Source organism: uncultured Gulosibacter sp. (assembly GCF_963509965.1).
GTDB lineage: Bacteria > Actinomycetota > Actinomycetes > Actinomycetales > Microbacteriaceae > Gulosibacter.
The window spans coordinates 13096-34834 of the sequence record NZ_CAUPDE010000004.1; the positions used below are offsets into that span (position 1 = coordinate 13096).

18 protein-coding genes are annotated in these 21739 nt (G+C 60.9%); 7 read left to right on the forward strand and 11 right to left on the reverse strand.

Annotated elements, in window-relative coordinates:
- Positions 1 to 45 precede the first annotated feature (45 nt).
- From acnA to dut, 4 genes are read right to left on the reverse strand one after another with little or no spacing between them, the layout of a single operon-like run.
- The gene (acnA, locus tag RQ865_RS04275) at positions 46 to 2754 is read right to left on the reverse strand and encodes an aconitate hydratase AcnA (RefSeq protein ID WP_311477827.1); all 2709 of its coding nucleotides are present in this window, start codon (positions 2752 to 2754) and stop codon (positions 46 to 48) included.
- 43 nt (positions 2755 to 2797) lie between these two features.
- Entirely contained in the window at positions 2798 to 3598 is an 801-nt protein-coding gene (locus RQ865_RS04280) for a DUF3159 domain-containing protein (protein WP_311477829.1), read from the reverse strand.
- Positions 3598 to 4410, reverse strand: a complete 813-nt coding sequence (locus RQ865_RS04285; protein WP_311477831.1) for a DUF3710 domain-containing protein — start codon at positions 4408 to 4410, stop codon at positions 3598 to 3600. Before RQ865_RS04285 ends, RQ865_RS04280 begins: the two co-directional genes overlap by 1 nt.
- Before the next feature lie 46 nt (positions 4411 to 4456).
- Positions 4457 to 4897 carry a dUTP diphosphatase gene (gene dut, locus RQ865_RS04290; RefSeq protein WP_311477833.1) on the reverse strand — a complete coding sequence of 147 codons (441 nt, stop codon included), beginning with the start codon at positions 4895 to 4897 and terminating at the stop codon, positions 4457 to 4459.
- 90 nt (positions 4898 to 4987) lie between these two features.
- Between dut and RQ865_RS04295 the strand changes: the two genes are divergently transcribed.
- Positions 4988 to 5443, forward strand: coding sequence for a DUF3093 domain-containing protein (locus tag RQ865_RS04295; RefSeq protein WP_311477835.1), 456 nt, complete (start codon positions 4988 to 4990; stop codon positions 5441 to 5443).
- A gap of 54 nt (positions 5444 to 5497) precedes the next feature.
- Here the strand turns inward: RQ865_RS04295 and RQ865_RS04300 are convergent, their stop codons facing one another.
- Entirely contained in the window at positions 5498 to 5794 is a 297-nt protein-coding gene (locus RQ865_RS04300) for a DUF4193 domain-containing protein (protein ID WP_311477837.1), read from the reverse strand.
- Positions 5795 to 6040: 246 nt separating this feature from the next.
- Here RQ865_RS04300 and sepH point away from each other — a divergent pair, with 246 nt between their 5' ends.
- Positions 6041 to 7282, forward strand: a complete 1242-nt coding sequence (sepH, locus tag RQ865_RS04305; RefSeq protein WP_311477839.1) for a septation protein SepH — start codon at positions 6041 to 6043, stop codon at positions 7280 to 7282.
- 43 nt (positions 7283 to 7325) lie between these two features.
- Here the strand turns inward: sepH and RQ865_RS04310 are convergent, their stop codons facing one another.
- Positions 7326 to 8456 (reverse strand): alkaline phosphatase family protein, encoded by a 1131-nt coding sequence (locus RQ865_RS04310; RefSeq protein WP_311477840.1) that lies wholly within the window; start codon positions 8454 to 8456, stop codon positions 7326 to 7328.
- A gap of 59 nt (positions 8457 to 8515) precedes the next feature.
- Between RQ865_RS04310 and RQ865_RS04315 the strand changes: the two genes are divergently transcribed.
- From RQ865_RS04315 to RQ865_RS04330, 4 genes are all read left to right on the forward strand, one after another.
- Entirely contained in the window at positions 8516 to 10993 is a 2478-nt protein-coding gene (locus RQ865_RS04315; RefSeq protein ID WP_311477842.1) for a DNA topoisomerase IV subunit A, read from the forward strand.
- Positions 10994 to 11282: 289 nt separating this feature from the next.
- Complete coding sequence (locus RQ865_RS04320) at positions 11283 to 12212, forward strand: ABC transporter substrate-binding protein (protein ID WP_311477844.1); 930 nt, start codon at positions 11283 to 11285, stop codon at positions 12210 to 12212.
- Positions 12199 to 13188, forward strand: coding sequence for an amino acid ABC transporter permease (locus tag RQ865_RS04325; RefSeq protein ID WP_311477846.1), 990 nt, complete (start codon positions 12199 to 12201; stop codon positions 13186 to 13188). Before RQ865_RS04320 ends, RQ865_RS04325 begins: the two co-directional genes overlap by 14 nt.
- Positions 13185 to 13967 (forward strand): amino acid ABC transporter ATP-binding protein, encoded by a 783-nt coding sequence (locus RQ865_RS04330; RefSeq protein WP_311477848.1) that lies wholly within the window; start codon positions 13185 to 13187, stop codon positions 13965 to 13967. Before RQ865_RS04325 ends, RQ865_RS04330 begins: the two co-directional genes overlap by 4 nt.
- Positions 13968 to 14043: 76 nt before the next feature.
- On the opposite strand, the gene RQ865_RS04335 is transcribed toward RQ865_RS04330, so the two are convergent.
- A complete protein-coding gene (locus RQ865_RS04335) occupies positions 14044 to 14559 on the reverse strand; it encodes an N-acetyltransferase family protein (protein WP_311477850.1) in 516 nt (171 codons plus the stop codon).
- A gap of 55 nt (positions 14560 to 14614) precedes the next feature.
- Positions 14615 to 16702 carry a DNA topoisomerase IV subunit B gene (locus RQ865_RS04340; RefSeq protein WP_311477852.1) on the reverse strand — a complete coding sequence of 696 codons (2088 nt, stop codon included), beginning with the start codon at positions 16700 to 16702 and terminating at the stop codon, positions 14615 to 14617.
- A gap of 153 nt (positions 16703 to 16855) precedes the next feature.
- Between RQ865_RS04340 and RQ865_RS04345 the strand changes: the two genes are divergently transcribed.
- A complete protein-coding gene (locus RQ865_RS04345) occupies positions 16856 to 17863 on the forward strand; it encodes a sugar-transfer associated ATP-grasp domain-containing protein (RefSeq protein ID WP_311477854.1) in 1008 nt (335 codons plus the stop codon).
- A gap of 96 nt (positions 17864 to 17959) precedes the next feature.
- Here the strand turns inward: RQ865_RS04345 and RQ865_RS04350 are convergent, their stop codons facing one another.
- From RQ865_RS04350 to RQ865_RS04360, 3 genes are read right to left on the reverse strand one after another with little or no spacing between them, the layout of a single operon-like run.
- Entirely contained in the window at positions 17960 to 18679 is a 720-nt protein-coding gene (locus tag RQ865_RS04350) for a coenzyme F420-0:L-glutamate ligase (RefSeq protein ID WP_311477855.1), read from the reverse strand.
- A 13-nt stretch (positions 18680 to 18692) separates the two neighbouring features.
- Positions 18693 to 19949 (reverse strand): diaminobutyrate--2-oxoglutarate transaminase, encoded by a 1257-nt coding sequence (gene ectB, locus RQ865_RS04355; protein WP_311477857.1) that lies wholly within the window; start codon positions 19947 to 19949, stop codon positions 18693 to 18695.
- Between the two features lie 32 nt (positions 19950 to 19981).
- Positions 19982 to 21634: an RNA polymerase sigma factor gene (locus RQ865_RS04360; RefSeq protein WP_399521800.1), complete on the reverse strand. Its 1653-nt coding sequence runs from the start codon at positions 21632 to 21634 to the stop codon at positions 19982 to 19984.
- Positions 21635 to 21739: the final 105 nt, after the last annotated feature.

Here is a 21739-nt window from a genome sequence, read left to right on the forward strand (position 1 = left end):
CCAATCTGGTTGCGCCCATTGCGGCGTGCGACTGCGATAGTGTCGCTATTTTTGAACTAGCGAACGCAGCACGTACTGCAGGATGCCACCGTTACGGTAGTAGTCGGCTTCACCGGGCGTGTCGATGCGCACTACTGCGTCGAACTCGACCGGTTCCTTACCCTCGGGCGAGTCGGCGGTGGGTGTTGCCACCACGCGCACCGTCTTCGGGGTCACGCCCTCGTTCAGCTGCGTGAGACCGCTGATCGCAAATTCCTCGGTGCCGTCAAGCCCCAGCGATTCAGCCGACTGCCCTTCGGGGAATTGCAGCGGCACAACACCCATCCCGATCAGGTTCGAGCGGTGAATACGCTCAAAACTTTCGGTGATTACGGCCTTGACGCCGAGCAGACGGGTGCCCTTAGCGGCCCAGTCACGCGAAGAACCGGTTCCGTATTCCTTGCCTGCAAGCACCACCAGCGGGGTGTTCTGGGCGGCATAGTTCTGGGCGGCATCGTAGATGAACGCCTGCGGCCCGCCGGCCTGAGTGAAGTCACGGGTATAGCCACCCTCGACACCGTCCAGCAGCAGGTTCTTCAGGCGAATATTGCCGAACGTACCGCGAATCATCACCTCGTGGTTACCGCGGCGCGAACCGTACGAGTTGAAGTCTTTACGTTCCACACCGTTGTCGGCCAGATAGCGACCTGCGGGCGAATCCGCCTTGATCGAACCTGCGGGCGAGATGTGGTCGGTGGTGGTCGAGTCGCCGAGTTTGGCGAGCACCCGGGCACCGGAAATGTCGGTAACCGGTGCGGGCTCGAGTGCCATGCCCTCGAAGTAGGGGGGCTTGCGCACATAGGTCGACTCTGCATCCCATTCGAAGGTGGCGCCGGTGGGAGTCGGCAGCGAACGCCAGCGCTCGTCACCCTCAAACACCGAACCGTACTCGCTGGTGTACATTTCGGTGTCGATTGCCGACTCAATGGTCTGCTGCACCTCGGCAGCGTCTGGCCAAATGTCACGCAGGTAGACGTCGTTGCCGTCGCGATCTTGACCGAGCGGTTCATTCTCGAAGTCGAAGTCCATCGTGCCGGCCAGCGCGTAAGCAACCACCAGCGGCGGCGAAGCCAGGTAGTTCATCTTCACGTCGGGGTTGATGCGACCTTCAAAGTTGCGGTTGCCCGAAAGCACCGCGGTAATGGCGAGGTCGTTCTCATTGATGGCATCCGAGATGGGTGCATCGAGCGGTCCCGAGTTACCGATACAGGTGGTGCAGCCGTAGCCGACGAGGTAGAAGCCGAGCTGATCGAGGCACTGCGTGAGCCCCGCTTTCTGGTAGTACTCGGTCACGACCTTCGACCCGGGAGCGAGGGTGGTTTTCACCCAGGGTTTACGCTGTAGCCCCTTTTCGGCAGCGTTACGCGCGAGCAGGCCAGCAGCCATCATCACCGATGGGTTCGAGGTGTTGGTGCACGAGGTGATCGCGGCGATGCCGACATGTCCGTGGTCGAGCACGAAAGTATCGTCGCCGTTGTTTACTTCAACAGGCTTCGAGGGGATACCGTCAACCTTGGCATCGTCGGTAAACTTCGGCAGGGTCTCGCGGAACACATCCTTGGCCTCGCTGAGCAGGATGCGGTCTTGCGGACGCGATGGGCCGGCGATCGAGGGCACCACGGTCGACAGGTCAAGTTCGAGGTACTCCGAATAGTTGGGTTCGTTGGCAGGGTTGTGCCACAGGCCCTGTTCCTTGGCGTAGGCCTCGACCAGGCGCACCTGAGCTTCGTCACGGCCTGTGAAACGCAGGTAGTTGAGCGTCTCGTCATCGATCGGGAACATGGCCGCGGTCGACCCGAACTCGGGCGACATGTTGCCAATAGTGGCGCGGTTGGCAAGCGGCACCTGTGAAACGCCCTCACCGTAGAACTCAACGAACTTGCCCACCACACCGTGCTGGCGCAGCATGTCAGTGATGGTCAGCACCACGTCGGTAGCGGTGACGCCCGATGGGATCGTACCGCTGAGTTTGAAGCCCACTACCTTGGGAATGAGCATTGAAACCGGCTGACCGAGCATGGCGGCCTCAGCTTCGATACCACCAACGCCCCAGCCGAGCACACCGAGACCGTTGACCATAGTGGTGTGCGAGTCGGTGCCGACAAGGGTGTCGGGATAGGCCTGGTTAACACCGTCTTTCTCGCGCACGAAGGTGACGCGCGCCAGGTACTCGATATTGACCTGGTGCACGATACCGGTGCCCGGCGGCACAACCTTGAAGTCATCGAATGCGGTCTGTCCCCAGCGCAAGAACTGGTACCGCTCACCATTGCGCTGGTATTCGATTTCGACGTTGCGTTCGAACGCGGCTGAGCTGCCGAAGAGTTCGGCGATCACCGAGTGGTCAATAACCAGTTCGGCCGGAGCAAGTGGGTTGATCACCTCGGGGTTACCGCCCAGATCGGCAACTGCCTCACGCATGGTAGCCAGGTCGACGATGCAGGGAACGCCAGTGAAGTCCTGCATAACCACGCGAGCCGGAGTGAACTGAATCTCGGTGTTGGGCTCGGCCGAAGCGTCCCACTCGCCAAGCGCCTTAATCTGCTCGGCGGTGACGTTCGCGCCGTCTTCGGTGCGCAGCAGGTTTTCAAGCAGCACCTTGAGGCTGAAGGGCAGCTTGTCGTGACCGGCGACCTTGTCGATGCGATAGATCTCGTAATCGGTGCCGTCAACGTTGAGTACGTCTTTGGCACCGAAGGTGTTCACTGCACTCATGCGGATACTCCTTCGATCTCATTTATCTCGATATCAAGATATCTTACTTGGTGTTGATGTTGGCTGATGGGGTTTTTCCAGAATCAGCGACGCGGCGCGCACACACCCGCGCCAATATGACACTGAGAATGACGGCGAGCGCATACAGCGGCACACCCATGACGATGCGCGCAGTACCAAGCGCCTCAACCGCACCCGCCTGATAGAGCGGCACCTGCACCAGCAGTCGAAGGACAAACACGCCCATCCACATGAGTGTTAGGCCGTGCATCCACAGCCGCTGCCGACGTGATCGACGCCAGTGTTCAAGTTCGGGCCACAGCAGCCCAACCACCACACCGGCAAGCGGCCAACCGAAAGCGATCGAGACCGCGAGCCCGACACTCCACAGCGCGTTAATCCACAGACCGAGCACAAAATAGTCGACACCCTGACCGGTAACGATGGCGATGAAACCGCTCACGACCATCCCAAACAGGCCCGCAACCGCGCCACCAACCGGTTGCTTCAGCGCCAAGCGCACGATGATGGCCAGCACACCAAGCGCTGCCGGAACGGCAACGGCCAGGCTCAACTCACCGACGAACCGGAAAAGCAACACGAATGTCAGGCTCGGAACAATAGCCTCAACGATGCCGAACCAGCCGCCGAAGGTTTCGAGCACCTGTTTTCCGCTCAGTTCCCCCTCGGCGGCCCTTCCAATGGCGCTGCCACGGGCCGCGTCAGTGAGTTTGTCGCGCAGCTCGTTGCGGCTTGCATCAGCCGTCGACTTCGACTCCGACTCAGTAGCGCCAGATTTTGGCGCAGTGGCTGCCGAGTCGAGCGGCTGCGGACCGGTCGACACTACCGTTCGCCACCGTTTTGTTGTTTGCGCAGTTGGTCGCGAACCTTCTGCTGCGCGCGCTTTTCGACCTGTTGCTCGGGGGTGAGCGCTGCGTCCTGCTGCGCATGAGCTGCGGCTTGCGCCGCGGCCATCTGTTGCGCCATCACTTCTGGCACCTTCAGTGGCAGTAGGTCACGCGGCGGCACCGGATGCGCGCCGCGCACCACGGTCAGGCCACGGAAGATCTCGTAGAGCTTTCGATGCGCCTCATCATCTACAGTTGCCTGCCCGGTGATCACCCCGCGCAGGAACCAGCGCGGCCCGTCCACCCCAATGAACTCAACTCGACGTTCGGGTTTCCCACCGGCAACCACCGGCACCTTAGCGTATAGCGCAGTGCCCAGTTCGGTGTCGCGTTCGACAACTGTGCCGCCTTGTTTGCTGAGCTGTTCGACGAGCTGTTCGCGCACCGATGCCCACAGCCCCGACGAACGCGGGGCCGCAAAAGCTTGCACCTGCACGCTCGAGCCGGCGTGATCAAGTGCGATCGCTACCAGGCGCTTGGTCTGTTCTTGCACTTCGAGCCGTAGGCCGAGCCCCTCAACCATGGGAATCCGAAGCGATCCGAAGTCGATCACATTACCGACGTTCTGGTCATCATCTTCGTCAAAGGGGCCGTTTTCTTCACGGTCTTCGGGTGCCTCTTTGTCGCGAAGCAGTTCTTCTTCTTCTTCGAGTTCTTCGTCAACCTCGGTCGTGTCTTCATCTTCGATGACGAGACGGTCGGCCTTTGCCGTAGGTTCTTCGCGCTTGAAGATGTCAAAAAGTCCCATGAAACCTCTCCTGCACACTCACTGTGTCTAAACTACTCCGCCCCGGTTACGCGCGCTGCCCGTAACCGCTTGAGCCAAAACCAGATTCGCCGCGCACACCGCTTGGTAGCTGCGCTACTTCCCGGTAGGTAATGTGCGGAATGGGTAGCACCAGCAGTTGGGCAATTCGGTCGCCAGCAGCAATCTCATATGCCTCATCGCGGTCGGTATTGAGCAGACACACCTTGATTTCTCCGCGGTAACCGGCATCGATCACGCCCGGGGCATTCACGATGGTGATGCCGTGTTTTGCCGCCAATCCCGAACGCGGCGCCACCAGCCCAACTGTGCCGTCTGGCAGCGCGACACTCGTGCCGGTGGGCACCAGTGCGCGCTCCCCCGGCGCGAGTCGCAGCGAGATTGCCGACACCAGATCGGCCCCCGCATCGCCCGGATGCGCCTGAACCGGCCGAGGGCCAATAACGGGGATATCGAATGATTCGGTCATAGCTTGAGGTTACCGTGTCTGCCACGACACGGCTTCGAGCGGCAGTCACCATTCAGCATCCGCACGGATGCAGCCACAGACAATAGAAGTGTGCGATTTCGAGAACGAGTAACCCCAACAGCTTTCACCTTTCTAGTGAGTGCATTGGTGATACCGGCAATCCTTGTCGTGTTCTGGCCGATTAACGTCACCGTCGGAATTATCCTGGCAATCGCCTGCTATCTGGGGATCTGCCTCATGCTGTGGCTCTCGTCGCCAATCATCGAGATCGACTCGACCACGCTGCGCGTCGGCTCGGCGCGAGTTCCACTTCGCTATGTCGGAGAGGTCACCGCTTATCTCGACCCCGGGCTCGCCCGCCTGGCAGCCGGCCCCGAACTGGATGCACGCGCCTGGATTTGCCTGCGCGGCTGGACGCCGCTTTCGGCACGGGTCGAGATTACCGACCCGCGCGACCCGGTGCCCTACTGGCTGTTCTCGACCCGCCGCCCCGCAGAGTTGCAGCGCGAACTCGAACGCGCGGCCAAAGCCATGCAGCAGGGGTAGCCACTACCACCCACATCCGCTCGCGAGCGGATGTTTGCCGGTTGCGCAGCGCATTTAGAAAGCGCAGTCGTTACAGATCGGGTTCCCCTCGGTCGATTGTGCTGACAGTTGTGAGCGGTGCTTGATCAGAAAACACTCCATGCAGGTGAACTCGTCGACCTGCGGCGGGATCACCACTGTCTCTAGCTCAACATCTGACAGGTCGGCGTCAGAGAGGTCGAAGCCGTGCACGCCATCGCCCTGATCGATGTCAACGTTGGGAGAGCTCGACTGCGGCACTCGCTCCTTGAGCGCCTCGATCGAGTCGTTATCTTCTTCGCCTTTGCGGGGCGCGTCGTAGTCGGTTGCCATTACCATCCAAAGTTCGGTTACCCGGGAAATCATTCCCCCGTCGGCGCGCTATTTTGCACGAACCTAAATGATTGCGCAAGTGCCGACACACGGCGCGCCGAACGAGAAACTCTCAAGTACTACTTCAACCTGATTCCAACGCGATTTTTCGGCGCGCTGCAGTCATGTCGCCATACCGTGCGCGCGAGGCGAGAACATCACTGCAGTGGCATCCGAATGGCTGCGGCTTGAGAACCAGGAGGCACAGTGCAAGAGCTCCGTTTTGTGGGCGTCGAGCAGGGCGCCGTAATTGCAACAAACGCTGATGGTGAGCGCTTCCGGCTCGTCATCGATGAGGCGCTACGAAATGCGCTTCGTCCGCAGCCTGAACATCGGCAGGCCACCGCAAAAACAGTGCCACCGCGGCTCATCCAGCAGCTCATCCGCGCCGGCCGCACCGTTGCTGAAGTGGTCGACCAAACCGGCGCCGACGAGGAAATCGTCGAACGCTTCGAGGGGCCGATTCTTGCCGAGCGCGGCTACCTCGTCGAACAGGCTCGCGCGGTGCCAGTGCGGCTCCAACAGGCAATCGATCCGCTCAGCGGCGAAGGCGCAACCTTCGGTAGCACCATTGATGAGCGACTCGAGCAGCTCGGTGCCGAACGCGTGCGCTGGGATGCATGGAAAGACCCCGATGAGGGCTGGCGCATCGGAATTGACTTCACCACCGACGATGTTGAACGCAACGCGCTGTGGGCATTTGATCCCAAGAGCCAGTCACTCGACCCGCTCACGCCTGCCGCCACTAATCTTTCCCAGCAGGATGGTGTTGATCATGCCGGGGCACCGCATTTGCGGGTGGTCGATCACGGTAATTCGGTGATTCCGATCACGCCCGATGACCAGTCGCCCGACACCGCCAAACCCGACACCACGACCCAGCACCACAACACCCAGTTCGACACCGCCGATCTGCTCAATGCGCTGCGTCGCCGCCGTGGCGAACGTGCGAGCGACCCGTATGACGAAGAGGCTGAATACGTTGAGGACGAGTTCGACGACAGTTTCGGTAACCGACTCTCAGAAGCGACGGCAACCCGCGACGAACACAGCGCCACGGTGACGCCCTTCCGTCCCGGATCAACGAACACCCCACGCGTGGTGGATATTCCACTTGCTGGTCTGGATGAAGACGGCGATCTGGATGCGGGTGGTGACGCCGGCAGTCACGCTGCGGTAGACGCCACCGAAGCTACCGAACACCGCGACAAGCGCTCCGGCAAGACCGACCGCGCACACGGAGCGTCAGCCAGAGACAGTTCAAACTCGCACGCCGATTTGTCGACGGCTGTGCGCGAGATGACCGAGGGCGAACTCGCCGAGTCACGCCGACGCTCGCAGACGAACAGGCCGGGTGAAACCGGGCCACTGGGCCGACGCGGAAAGTCTGGCCGAGCGCAAATGCCATCCTGGGACGAAATCGTGTTCGGCACCCGCAGCGACGACTGATCGGTTCGATCAGCCACCGGGAGCCCACGCCACTGTCACACGCCTAGTGAAAGGCGCCGTGCCGCAGCAGTGGCACCAGAGTTTCGGCGTCGGTGATCGACCCGTGCTGGCCGATCATCCGCCGTGTCGATTCGGGTGTACCGGGCGCGTGATACGTCAGTTCGGCAGTGGCTGCCACGAGCACATCACCAATGCGTGCTTCGGCACGCGGGTCGATCGCGGGGCCGAACCAGCCCGCGGCGATCGCCTCGGCACGAGTGCACACCACCGCATCCTCGGCAGTGACCTCACCGATCCGATGAGAAAGCTCGCGGGCAGCACGCTCTGACGAATCAGCGAGATACAGGTGACGCAGTCGCGGCTCGCCCGCTATAGCCGCCACCCCGTCAAGCCGATCGGCAGCAAGTTCGCGGTAGTTTTCGCGGGGGATATCAACCATGCCGTGGTCGGCGGTAACCAGCACACCGATATCGTCTGGCAGTTGCTGCAGCATCTGCGCGAAGGCCGAATCGAGTTCTTCGAGCTGCTCGAGCCAAGCTTCGCTGTCGCAGCCGTGGCGGTGCCCCGCTTCATCGAGTTCGGCGTGGTAGAGATACACGAGCTGGTTCCCTCTCTCACGACATACGCTTGCGGCAAGCTCGCAGCGCTCACCTATCGATGCCCCGGCAAGAAACCGAGCACCCCGCAGCGATGCCTTCGTGAGCCCCGAATCGGCGTATTCGGCCACCGAGATCACTGTCGGCTGTACCCTGCTACCGCGCAATTGCTCAAACACCGTGGGGCGCAGCTGCCATTTGGTGGGTTCCATCCCCGGCCCCCAGCCGTGAAGCTGATTGCGCAGCACACCACCGGCGCGGTCCCACACTTCATAACCGACCATGCCGTTTTCTCCGGCGGTGCTGGCGGTGGTGAGCTGGGTTATTCCGGCAGCGGTTGTGGAGGGGAATGAGAACGCTGTCGAGGCTGCGTCCCAGCCAGCGAGCAGTCGTCGCGCGTGACCGGCTCTGGCGGTCAGCGGCGCCACCCCCAACCCGTCAACGAGCATCACGATCGCGCCGCGCACAGCCGGAAGCCCCAACGAACCGGGCTCGCCGCGTATCGCCGCGAGGCAATTCGGCATGACAGCGGCGAGTGCGGGCCGAGATTCGGCGCTGGTTAATACGATGGAGTTCACTTGGGCTAGTTTCCCACAGCCCCATCAGCCCCGTTTCAGTTATCGAGGATTCGCAGTAGATGAGTAAGAGCATTGCCAAATTCGAGAGCCGGATTGACGATGTTGATGTCTCGGCCGAGATGCGCAGCTCGTTTCTCGAGTACTCCTACTCGGTGATTTATTCGCGGGCGTTGCCGGATGCGCGCGACGGTCTCAAGCCTGTGCAGCGGCGCATCCTGTACCAGATGGCCGAGATGGGCTTGCGCCCCGACCGCGGTCACGTCAAGTCGGCCCGTGTTGTCGGCGATGTGATGGGTAAGCTCCACCCGCACGGTGACAGCGCCATCTATGACGCGCTTGTGCGCCTGGCGCAGCCGTTTGTACAGCGGGTGCCGCTGGTGGATGGTCACGGTAACTTCGGTTCGCTCGATGACGGCCCGGCAGCAGCCCGCTACACCGAGGCGCGGCTCACGGCCGCGGCGCTCGCACTCACCGAGTCGCTCGACGAAGATGTCGTCGACTTTGTGCCGAACTATGACAACTCGCTGCAGCAGCCCTCGGTGCTGCCGTCGGCGTGGCCGAGCCTGCTCGTCAATGGCGCCAGTGGCATTGCGGTGGGCATGGCAACCAATATGGCACCGCACAATCTCGGTGAAGTGGTGGCGGCCGCTTGTCACCTGCTCGAGTTTCCTGATGCCTCGCTGGATGAGTTGATGGGGTTCCTGCCCGGGCCCGACCTTCCTGGCGGCGCCCAGATTGTCGGGCTCGAGGGCATCCGGGATGCGTACAAGACCGGTCGCGGATCATTCAAGATGCGTGCCGCGGCCACTGTGGAACAAATTACGGCGCGCCGACGCGGCATTGTCGTCACCGAGCTTCCCTACGGTGTCGGACCCGAAAAGGTCATTGAAAAGATCAAACAGGGTGTGCAGTCGAAGAAACTCGCCGGTATTTCGAACGTCGATGATCTCACCGGACGCGACCATGGCCTGCGCCTGGTAATCGAAGTGAAGACCGGGTTTGCACCCGAAGCGGTGCTCGAGCAGCTGTACCGTCACACTCCGCTGGAAGATTCGTTCCACATCAACAATGTCGCGCTCGTGAATGGTGGGCCGCGCACGCTCGGGCTGATTGAGCTGCTGCAGGTGTATCTCGACCACCGCATTGATGTGGTGCGTCGCCGCAGCCAGTTCCGCCTCGACCGTAGACGTGAGCGTCTCCACCTGGTGGAGGGGCTGCTGATCGCTATTGTCGATATCGACGAGGTGATCCAGATCATCCGTTCGTCCGACGACGCACCGCAAGCGGGTGAACGACTCAAACTGGTGTTCGATCTTTCGGATGCCCAGGCCGAGTACATTCTTGAGTTGCGGTTGCGTCGGCTCACGAAGTTCTCGCGCATTGAGCTCGAAGCCGAGCGCGACCAGCTCGCTCGCGAGATCGCCGAACTCGAAGCACTGCTCGGTGACAAGCAGCTGCTGCACGCGCAGGTGTCGAGTGAGCTCGAGGCGGTTGCCGATCAGTTCACAACACCGCGACGCACGGTGCTGCTCAGCGAGGATGCGGTTGCCACGGCGCCCCGCTCGAAGAAGGCCGTGAGTGCCGAGGCACTGCAGGTGAAGAACGAACCCACTCGCGTGCTGTTGTCGGCTTCGGGCAAAGTTTTGCGCGTCGACCTCGGCGAGCACAACCACTTCCCCACTCCCAAACGGCGCTCGAAACATGACGCGATTCTGGCGCAGGTGTCGTGTTCATCACTCGATGAGATCGCCGCGGTGACCAGTGCCGGTCGCGTCTACAAGATGGTGGCATCATCGCTGCCGATCGCGCCGGCCGCATCCACCATCATGTCGGCGGGGGTCAACGCGCGCGATTATTTCGGCATTAGTGATCGGGGTGAGCGCGTGGTGGGGCTGGTTGCCCTCGGTAGTGACACTCCCCTCGCACTGGGCACCAAAAACGGCGTCGTCAAGCGGGTTAACCCGGCCGAGTGGGGAAAGCACACCGATCTGCCGGTGATCACCCTCAAACCTGGAGACGAGGTCGTGGGTGCGGCACGTGCCGACGATGAGTCGCAGCTGGTGTTTATCACTTCGAACGCGCAGTTACTGCGCTACTCGGCATCGCTGGTGCGTCCCCAGGGGACCACTGCCGCAGGTATGGCAGGCATCAAACTTGCTCAAAACGCGCGGGTGATCGCTTTCGCCGTGATCGATGCCGAGGAGGCTGGCCGGGCGCGCGTGGTCACCGTAGCCGCGCCGATTGCTAATGACGATGGGCTCTTCAGTGCCGATGCCTACGGCACCGCCAAGATCAGCATGCTGGATGATTTTCCGTCAAAGGGCCGAGCTACCGGCGGTGTGCGCGCCCAGCGCTTCCTTACCGGTGAAACTGAGCTGGCGACCGCCTGGGCTGGTGGCACGTTACCGCGGGCCAATGCTCGAGATGGTGCAATTCGAAAACTGCCCGAAGAGCTTGCCCGGCGCGATGGTTCGGGAGTGCCACTCGATGGCGCGGTGAAATGGCTCGGTGGCGCGATGGGCGATTTATCTGTCTAGGCAAAAGGTTCAAGCCGCCAATTGTTCAGTTTGATGCGGCACGCCTCACCGACGCTGGCACAGTGTCAGGCACGAGGCGGCTCTGGCAATATTTTCGTCGCTCCGCGAGCGAGTGTGTCGGTTCTTCGCTAACGCTCTTTGTGAATGGCATACAGAACCGTCGAAAACGTGGCAATATGTCAGTCAAGCGTTGTACGACTGCACCGACGCGGTCGCACTTCGCTGTGGCTGGGTGTCGTCTCGGCACACAGACCATTTGAGTTCCTGTGAACACGACAAAGGAGTTGCAATGGTGCAACCTACCCAAAAACCGCGTACCCCCCGCCGTCTCATGTCACTCGTGGCTGCAGCGGCCAGCGCATCCCTGCTGCTCACCGGCTGTGTGAATAACGAAGCCGCAGAGGGTGGTAGCGGCACCGCCGCATCACCAGAGGGCAAGATCGAGGTCACGAAATCTGAAGCTGCCGCGGCGCTGGTGCCCGAAGATGTGCGCAGCAGCGGTGTGCTCAAGGTCGGCACCGACGCCACCTATGCCCCCAACCAGTATGCCGATGAAAATGGCCAGCCCACCGGCTGGGAGGTTGAGCTCGTTGAAGCAGTGGCCGCCAAGCTCGATCTGAAGGTTGAGTGGTCGAAGCTCGGTTTCGACCAGATCATTCCCCAGGTTAACGGTGGCACCCTTAACATGGGCTCGTCGAGCTTCAGCGACACGCTTGAACGCCAGAAGTCGGTTGACTTTGTTGATTTCTACAGCGCCGGTCTGCAGTTCGTGCGCGGGGCTGATGAAGACCCGCTACCCGAGTCGCTGTGCGGTCTCACCATCGGCGCGCAGGCCACGACCACCTCGGATGACTACCTCAAGGCCGCGAGCGAAGAGTGCGCCAAGGCTGGTAAGGAGCCCATCCAGATCCTGAAGAAAGACCGCCAGGATGAGGCCACCAACGATGTGGTGCTCGGCAACACCCCCTACATGCTTGCCGACTCGCCCATCTCGCAGAACAGTGTCAAGGTTGCCGGTGACGCCGTCACCCTCGAGGGTGAGGTGTTCGATGCTGCCCCCTACGGTCTGGTGCTCGCCAAAGACTCCGAACTCACCGAAGCAGTTCGAGTAGCGATGCAAGAGCTCATGGATGACGGCACCTACACGAAGATTCTCGAAAAGTGGGGCGTTGAAGACGGTGCCTTCACCGAAGCAAAGGTAAACAGTGTCACTGAATAAAACCACTGCCAACGATACCGCGGCGATTGCGGGTGAGCCCATCACCGCGGTGCCGTTGCGCCACCCCTGGCGAGTTATTCTCGCCGTGGTTCTCCTACTCGCACTGGCGTTGTTCGTCTACGACGCCGCCACCCGCGAACAGTACCGCTGGCCGACCGTCGGAAAATACCTATTCGATGAGCGCATCTGGCAAGCCGCCGGCATCACGCTCGCACTCACCGTGCTGTCGATGCTGCTGGCCGTGATTATGGGGCTGATCTTGGCCGTTATGCGACTGAGTGAAAACCCCGTGCTGAAATCACTTTCATGGCTGTTCCTGTGGTTGTTCCGCGGCACCCCGGTGTATGTCCAGCTGGTGTTCTGGGGGCTGCTCGGCACGATCTACAAGACCGTGACCGTCGGCGTGCCGTTCACCGATATCGAGTTCTTTACTGTCTCGCCCTTTGAGGGGTTCAGCCTGTTCTGGCTCGCCGTGCTGGGGCTCGCGTTTAACGAGGCCGCCTATATGGCAGAGATTATCCGCTCGGGGATCCTCTCGGTCGACCGCGGTCAAGAAGAAGCAGCGAAAGCGCTCGGTATGACCTGGCGGCACACGATGCTGCGCATCGTGATTCCGCAGTCGATGCGAGTCATCATCCCGCCCACTGGTAATGAGTTGATTTCGATGCTCAAAACCACTTCGCTCGTCACCGCGCTTGGCTACACGCTCGACCTCTATGCGCGCTCGCGCGAGATTGCTGCCCAGCTGTACGAGCCGGTGCCGCTGCTGATTGTGGCGAGCATCTGGTACCTCGCAGTGACGAGCATCCTGATGGTTGGCCAGCACTACCTCGAAGCCTACTTCGCCCGAGGTATTGCGCCCGAGAAGCAGCGCCCCGATAACCGCACGGCCGAGCAGCTCGCCACCGGCGCTGTCGGCACCCTTGAAGACCCGACCAACACCAACACGACCGCACCGAAGGGAGACGGCGCATGAGCACGAACGCTACCGCAGCCACGCCAATGGTGCGTGCCGAACACATCGTGAAACGGTTTGGTTCGAACACGGTGCTGAAAGACATCTCACTGACCGTCGACCGTGGTCAGGTGCTGTGCCTGGTTGGGCCCTCGGGCTCGGGTAAGTCGACCTTCCTGCGCTGCATCAACCACCTCGAGACAATCGACGGTGGCCGGATGTGGGTGGAAGATGAGCTGATGGGTTACCGCCAGCGTGGCGACAAGCTCTACGAGCTCGCACCCCAGGAAGTTGCTCAGCAGCGTGCCGATATCGGCATGGTGTTCCAGCGGTTCAATCTCTTCCCGCATATGACGGTGCTTGAAAACATCATCGAGGCGCCGACGCGGGTGAAGAAGGTGCCGCGCAAGCAAGCCATCGACGAGGCCCACGCACTGTTGCGTCAGGTGGGGCTCGAACACAAGGCCAAGTCGTATCCCGCCCACCTGTCGGGTGGCCAGCAGCAGCGTGTGGCGATCGCACGTGCGCTGGCGATGAAGCCCAAGCTGATGCTCTTTGACGAGCCCACTTCGGCGCTCGACCCCGAGCTGGTAGACGAGGTGCTGCAAGTGATGAAGCAGCTCGCCGAGGACGGTATGACCATGGTCGTGGTGACCCACGAGATGGCGTTTGCCCGCGATGTGGGCGACCACCTGGTGTTCATGGCCTCGGGCGTGGTTGTCGAAGAGGGCGACCCCAAGGAGGTGCTCAGCAACCCTCAGCGTGAGCGCACCCGCGCTTTCCTGCGCCGCGTGCTCTGAGTTTCGGTGCACGAAGCAAGCGGGGCGGTGTCGCAATTGCGGCGCCGCCCCGCGGCCGTTGCGCAAGCCGTCGCCGCTACTGAGGCTGGTCTTGGTCGAGCTTTTTGAGGTCGTATAGCAAGAAGTCGGCGTCGAGGATACCCGACGGTTTCTTCCCCACCCCGTTCATACGACCGATATCTTCAAACCCAAACTTACGGTGCAACCGCAGGCTCGGCTCGTTCGCGCTGTCGATCACCGCCGCCACATGAGTGAAGCCCGCAGCCGCAATCGCGCGCATGAGTTCGGGAAGCAGCCGCTTACCAAGGCCCAGACCCTGTGCGTCTCGGTGCAGGTAGATCGAGTGTTCGACCACACCTGCCCAGGCATCAAACGGCCGGAATGGGCCGCAGGAAGCAAACCCGAGCACGCGGCCAGCTTCTTCGGCCACTAGCACCGGGTGGCCACTGGCATGACGCGACGCAAGCCAACTTTCACGATCAGCTTCAGTTTCGGGTTCGATTCGCCAGCTTGAGGGGTTCGTCAGGGTATCAGCGTTGAGAATCGCCACAATTTCGGGAATATCCGCTGCATTCGCTTCTCGAATTAGCACCCGATGACGTTAGCCAAGTGGCGTTCAAACCGCAAGCCCATGCCGAAGCGTTGGCCTAGGTGTCGATGAGCTCTGGCACCACATCGTCGGCACCGGCAATGATGAAGTCCTTGCGCGGGGCAACCTCGTTACCCATCAGCAGTTCAAACACCGTCTCGGCCGCGGCAGCGTCTTTCATGGTCATCCGTCGCAGCAAGCGATGTTCGGGGTTCATTGTGGTGTCCCACAGCTGGTCTTCATCCATCTCACCGAGACCCTTGTAGCGCTGAATTGGTTCTTGGTAGCGACGGCCGCTCCGCTCGAGTTTCGCGAGCAGCTGCTGCAACTCCTGTTCGCTATAGGTGTAGATGGTCTCGTTCGGTTTTTTGCCGGGATGCACCACCACGACCCGGTGCAGCGGAGGTACTGCCGCATAAACCCGCCCCGCTTCGAGCATCGGCCGCATATAGCGAAAGAAGAGGGTGAGCAGCAGCGTGCGAATATGAGCGCCGTCGACGTCAGCATCCGACATGATGATGACCTTGCCATACCGGGCCTGATCGAGATCGAAAGTGCGCCCCGAACCCGCACCAATCACCTGAATAATGTTGGCGCACTCGGCGTTTTTCAGCATGTCTGCCAGCGATGCTTTTTGCACGTTGAGAATCTTGCCGCGGATCGGGAAAAGCGCCTGCACTTCGCTGTCGCGCGCGGGTTTTGCGGTGCCGAGTGCCGAGTCACCCTCGACGATGAACAGCTCGCTGCGTTCCACATCGTTTGAGCGGCAATCAACGAGTTTCGCCGGGAGTGACGAGTTTTCGAGCGCGTTCTTGCGGCGCTGCGTCTCTTTGTGAGCGCGCGCCGAGATTCGGCTCTTCATCTCGGTGACGACCTTCTCGAGCAGCATCGAGGTTTCGGTCTTGTCTTGCCGTTTGGTTGAGCCGAACCGTTCTTTCATTCCGGCGGTAACCGCTTTCGACACGATCTGCCGAGCCTGCGGGGTGCCGAGCACCTCCTTAGTTTGGCCCTCGAATTGCGGTTCGGGGATGCGCACGGTCACCACGGCAGTCAACCCGGCGAGCACATCATCTTTTTCAAGCTTGTCGTTACCAACCTTCAGGCGACGCGCATTCTTCGTGATCTCATCACGCACCACTTTCACCAGAGCCTGCTCAAAACCAGCCAGGTGAGTACCGCCCTTGGGGGTTGCGATGATGTTCACAAAGCTGCGCAGCGTGGTTTCATAGCCGATCCCCCAGCGCAGCGCCACATCCACCTGCATCTCGCGCTCAACCTCACGCGAAACCATATGCCCGGAAGCCTCATCGAGTACCGGCACAGTTTCGATGTACTCCCCCGACCCCTGAATACGCCAGGTTTCAGTGACGGATGCATCCGGCGCCAAATAGTCGACGAATTCTGAAATTCCGCCCTGGTAGTGGTAGGTTTCAATCTCGGGTTCTTCGGGATCTCGTCGATCATCGATGGTGATTGCCAGCCCCGGCACCAAGAAGGCAGTCTGGCGGGCTCGTTCTTGCAGTTTTTCAAGATCAAACTCGGCATCCCGCACGAACACCTGCGGGTCGGCCCAGTAGCGCACGCGAGTTCCGGTAACGCCGCGTTTCACCCTGCCAAGCTCGCGTAGTGGCGCCGACCCGGGCTGCTCGGTGAACTCGGCCTCTGGGCTCGGTTCGCCATTACCATCGGCAAACTCGCCGGCCACACCGCGGCGGAAGCTCATCGCACGGGTCACCCCGCCACGGTCAACTTCTACATCTAGTCGCGCCGAGAGCGCATTCACCACCGAGGCGCCCACACCGTGCAGGCCGCCCGCCGCACCATAGTTGCTGCTGCCAAACTTACCCCCGGCGTGAAGTTTCGTGTACACCACCTGCACGCCGGTCATACCGGTGCGCGGTTCAATATCGGTGGGAATACCGCGCCCGTGATCGTGCACCTCAACCGATCCGTCGGGGTTGAGCCGCACCAGAATCTCTTGCCCAAAGCCGCCGAGCGCCTCGTCGACGGCGTTGTCGATAATCTCCCAAAGGCAGTGCATCAGGCCGCGCGAGTCGGTCGAACCGATATACATGCCCGGCCGTTTCCGCACCGCCTCGAGCCCGTCGAGCACCTGCAGCTGTGCGGCTGAGTAGTCGTTGGCCAATGCGCCTCCGGTAGCGGTGAAAGAACGGATCGGTACAGCAAGAATGTATTGCGCTTGGCTAATTTACTCCCTCAGGCGCACCGGTGTTCACCAAACGAATCGCTAGAATTGTCGCCAGCCAAATCGACCCCGACCGAAAAGTGAGCTTCGTCCGTGGCAAATCTGCGTTTTTCGTACTTCATTGAGCGCGCCAAGGCTGCAAACCTGCCGCGCGTATGGAAGATGGCCGGTGATATCGGCCGACAGTTCCGGAAACCACGGCTGAACGTGTTCTGCGACATGCTCTGGTCGGCAGCGCGTTTTGACTGCGCCTTCCAAGACTTCCAAGACTGGGATTTCGCGATCCTGTCGCGTGCTGAACGGCGCACCTATATCACGCACCCGATGTCGAACCGGTACGCCCTACAGCTCAACACCGATAAGCACGCCAACCGTGACCTCAGCGACAAATCGCGCTTCAACGTGCGCTTTGGTGATGTAATCGGGCGCCAGTGGCTGGATGTGCGTGAGGCAAGCGAGAACGAACTCGAAGCGTTCCTGGCACGGTTCACCGATGTGATGGTGAAAGTTCCAGACTCGCTCGGCGGGAAGGGGATCGAACGGATCCGCACGAAGGACGTCGCCGATGTGGCTCGATTCCGGGCCGAGCGGATGCGAAACCGGCAGTTCCTTGTCGAGGAGTTCTTGCAACAGCATCCGCACATGGCCGAGCTGAACTCATCCAGTGTCAACACCATGCGAATCGCCTCGTATAACGATGGCACGCGGGTGCACATCCTATGTCGGGCGCTGCGCATCGGCGCCGGTGGTGACGTCGATAACTTCTCGGGCGGTGGTATGTACACGATGCTCTCACCCGAGGGTACTGCGCTCTACCCCGCATTCGATGACGCCAACGCCACCCACGGCATCCATCCGCTGAGCGGTGTGCCGATCGTTGGTTTTGAAGTGCCGCTTTTTGCCGAGGCTATCGAAGCGGTCAAAGCTGCCGCACAGCGCATCCCCGAGGTGCCCTATGTGGGCTGGGATGTGGCCATCGCCCCAGATCGGCCCGTGCTCATCGAGGGCAACTACAACACCGGTGTTTTCCAGGCCAAGCCCTCAGTTTCGGGCCTTCGCCGCGGGTTGCTGCCGGTGTACCGAGCCGCGATCGGGCACTAGCACCGGCCCGGGGGGGGCGTTAAAACGTGGGGGGGGGGCGATTTTCGATGCGACGCCCCCCCCCCACTCGCTGTGTTACCGAGCCGCTTGGCCGCGCTACTTGTTGTCGGTTCGCGGTCGAATAATGCCCATCGGTGTCGACTGTGTGCCCTGACCGAGCGGGTTGTCGGCAAGCACCTGAGCCCAATGCTCGTTGCGCTTGTGGTCGAGCGTCGACCCGAGGATATTGCCGCCAATGTCGTTAATGTCGACGATCAGCACTTCCACCCGGTTACCGAGCAGCGCTTTGAGATCGGTGGCGACCCGATTCGGGTTCTCAGGGCCAAGCACCACCGAGCGGTCGTAGGGCGCGATAGTTCCCTCAGTGGGACCATCAATTGCGCGAGCTTTCTCACCGGCAACCCGATAGAAGTCACCCGAACGGCGCAACAGCTTCTTCGACACCACCGAAACAGCGGCCGCAAACAGGATTCGCGGCGTCCCGCACTCCCGCAGCGCCATCTCCATGGTTTCGGGCATACCAAGACCGATTCCATAAGGGGTGCGGGTCACATACTTCGACAGCTTGGTGGCGAGCTTACGCGGTTTGATCTCTTCGAGCAGCATCGAACGCCCCTGGGTGATCGCCACGATTTTCTCGGTGACAAACAGAATGTCGCCATCCTGCACCACCGGCTCGGCGTAGGTGCGCACCACCTGGTGGAGATCATCGTCGGGCATGACCACGTGGGTCTTGATCGGCAGCCGCTCGTAGGTCACGCCGTCGGCCGTGTTGGTGAGGGCTTTACCCTCGTTTGCCTGCAATTGTGATGACACTGAACTAGACCCCCTAGGCGCGTGCCGCCGTAACCGCATCACGCAGGATGCTCAGCCCAGCCTTGAGAGTTTCTAGGTCGCCATTGAGCGTCGGCATGATCTTGACCACCTCGTCGTGGGCGCCCGCCGTCTCAACAACCAGGCCACGCTCGAACGCGGCACGTGAGATGCGGCCGGCGAGCTCACGGTCTTGCTCACAAACAAGCCCCTGCAGCAGTCCACGGCCACGCACCGAGAACTCGCCGGGGTACTGCTCGGCAATCTCGTTGAGTGTGTTCACCACTTCAGCCGAACGTTCGGCAATGGTCTTCTCAAGCTGGTCGTCACTCCAGAACTTCTCGATCGCTTTCGCAGCGCCCACAAAGGCGATCGAATTACCCCGGAAGGTGCCGGTGTGCATTGCCGGCTGCCACTTGTCGAGCTCGGGTTTGATCAGCAGCAGCGACATCGGGAAGCCATAACCCGAGAGCGATTTCGACAGGGTCACCATATCGGGAACGATGCCCGACTCTTCGAAACCAAAGAACTTACCCGAGCGGCCAATACCGATCTGGATTTCATCGCAAATGAGCACGATTCCGTGTTCGTCACACAGCGCACGCAGGTCACGCAGCCACTGCGCGCTCGCCACGTTCACACCGCCCTCACCCTGCACCGTCTCAACTATGACTGCCGCGGGCAGGTCGAGACCACTGGACGGGTCTTCGATGTGTTTGCGTAGCAGCGCCACAGTGTCGATGTTGTCGCCGTAGTAGCCGTCATACGGGTGGAAGGTGACATCGTTCAGGGTCGTGCCGGCAGCCTGGCGAAACCAGTGGTTCGCGGTGGCAGCAAGCGCTCCCAGCGAAAGACCGTGGTAACCGTGTGTGAAGGCCACCACACCCGTGCGGCCGGTAGCCATGCGCGCCAGTTTCAGCGCGGCTTCGACGGTGTTGGCACCGGTCGGGCCGGTGAACTGCACGCGGTAGTCGAGACCGCGCGGCGCCAAGATGCGATCACGAAACAGTTCGAGGAGGCGGCGCTTGCTAGTGGTGGCCATGTCGAGGGCGTGCTGCAGCTGGTCGCTGCGCAGGAACTCGATGACCTCTTCTTGAATGTCAGGGTCGTTGTGACCGTAGTTCACCGCACCGGCCCCACAGAAGAAGTCGATGTACTCCCGTCCGTCTTCGTCGGTGAGCTTCGATCCTTTCGCGGTGGTGAACACCGTGGGGAACGAACGAATATAGCTACGAACTTCCGATTCGGTCTGGTCGAAAACCGACAGGTTCATGTGAGGTCCTTCCTATGCTCGAAGCAGAAATGCTACTCCAGGTAATCGCGCAACGACTGCGAGCGAGATGGGTGACGCAGTTTCGCCATCGTCTTCGACTCGATCTGCCGGATACGCTCACGCGTAACGCCGAAAGTCTCACCGATTTGGTCGAGCGTTTTGGGCATCCCGTCGCCGATACCGAAGCGCATCCGAATCACACCGGCCTCGCGCTCTGATAGCGAATCAAGCAGTGACTCGAGCTGGCGCTGCAGCATCGTGAAGCTCACCGCGTCGGCGGGCACCACAGCCTCGGTGTCTTCAATCAGGTCACCAAACTCCGAATCACCGTCTTCACCAAGCGGTGTGTGCAGCGAAATCGGTTCGCGACCGTATTTCTGCACCTCGACCACCTTTTCGGGCGTCATATCGAGTTCGTGTGCGAGCTCTTCGGGCGTGGGTTCGCGACCAAGATCCTGCAGCATTTGACGCTGCACGCGGGCGAGCTTGTTGATGACTTCAACCATGTGCACGGGGATACGAATGGTGCGCGCCTGGTCGGCCATGGCACGCGTGATTGCCTGGCGAATCCACCAGGTGGCATAGGTTGAGAACTTAAAGCCCTTGGTGTAGTCGAACTTTTCAACCGCTCGGATTAGACCAAGGTTTCCCTCCTGGATCAGGTCGAGAAACTGCATTCCGCGGCCCGTGTAGCGCTTAGCGAGCGACACCACCAGGCGCAGGTTCGCCCCCAGCAGGTGGCTTTTAGCACGGCGACCGTCACGCACAATCCACTTGAGTTCGCGCACATACTTCGGGTCGAGTCCCTGTTCACGCAGCAGCTTGTCTTCAGCATACAGCCCCGCTTCGATCCGCATGGCCAGGTCGACCTCTTCAGCGGCGTTGAGCAGCGGCACCTTACCGATCTGCTTGAGGTAGTCCTTCACCGGGTCGGCAGTGGCACCGGTGATCGCTGTCGAGTAGACGGGCTGGTCATCATCGTCTTTATTGCTCAGCACCAGGGCGCCGGCGGCACGAACAGCGGTCTCTGCCTTGGCGACATCCTCTTCGGGGTCTTCCGACTTTTCGTCGCGCTCCCCCAGATCCGGATCGTCGTCGGCCTCGGCATCGTCTTCAACATCGGCCGACTCTTCCATATCGGCCTCGTCGACTTCGTGATCTTCGTCGAGGTCGATAACTTCGTTTTCAGCCGTGCGCTTGGCCGGCTTGGCGGCCGACTTACGTGCCGAGCCCTTGTTGGCGAGAGCTGCATCCTGTTTCTCAGCAGCCGAACCGCCAGCTGCGATGATGGCTTCAATCAGCTCTGCTTTGCGCATTGAGCTGAGGCCTTCGACACCGGCTTCTTTCGCGATTTTGCGCAGCTCGGCAACCACTTTGCCGCGCAGCTGTGCCGCAGTAAACCCGCCCTCACCGGCCGCGACCGACTGCTTCGCCTTCGTCGCTTTTGCTGCTGGCTTTGCCTGCGAAGCCTTTGCCTTTGCTGCCGGCTTCGCCTTCGAGGCCGGCTTCTTGGTTTTTGCGGAGCTGTCGGCCGCCGCAATGATGGTGGCCACCAAGTCAGCCTTCCGCATACCGGAAGCGCCGGTGATGCCGGCCTTCTTGGCGATTTCGCGCAGCTCGGTAACGCGCTTACTTGAAAGTTCGGTCTCGGTGTACGAAGCGACCTGCTTGGATGCACTGGCCATGTTGTATCCCCTCTCACCGCAGGCAAAATGAAACCCCAAGTCAAGTCGTGCCAAACGATTGACCGGGTTAGGCATTCGATACTACAGTGTGCGACCGGTTTCTAT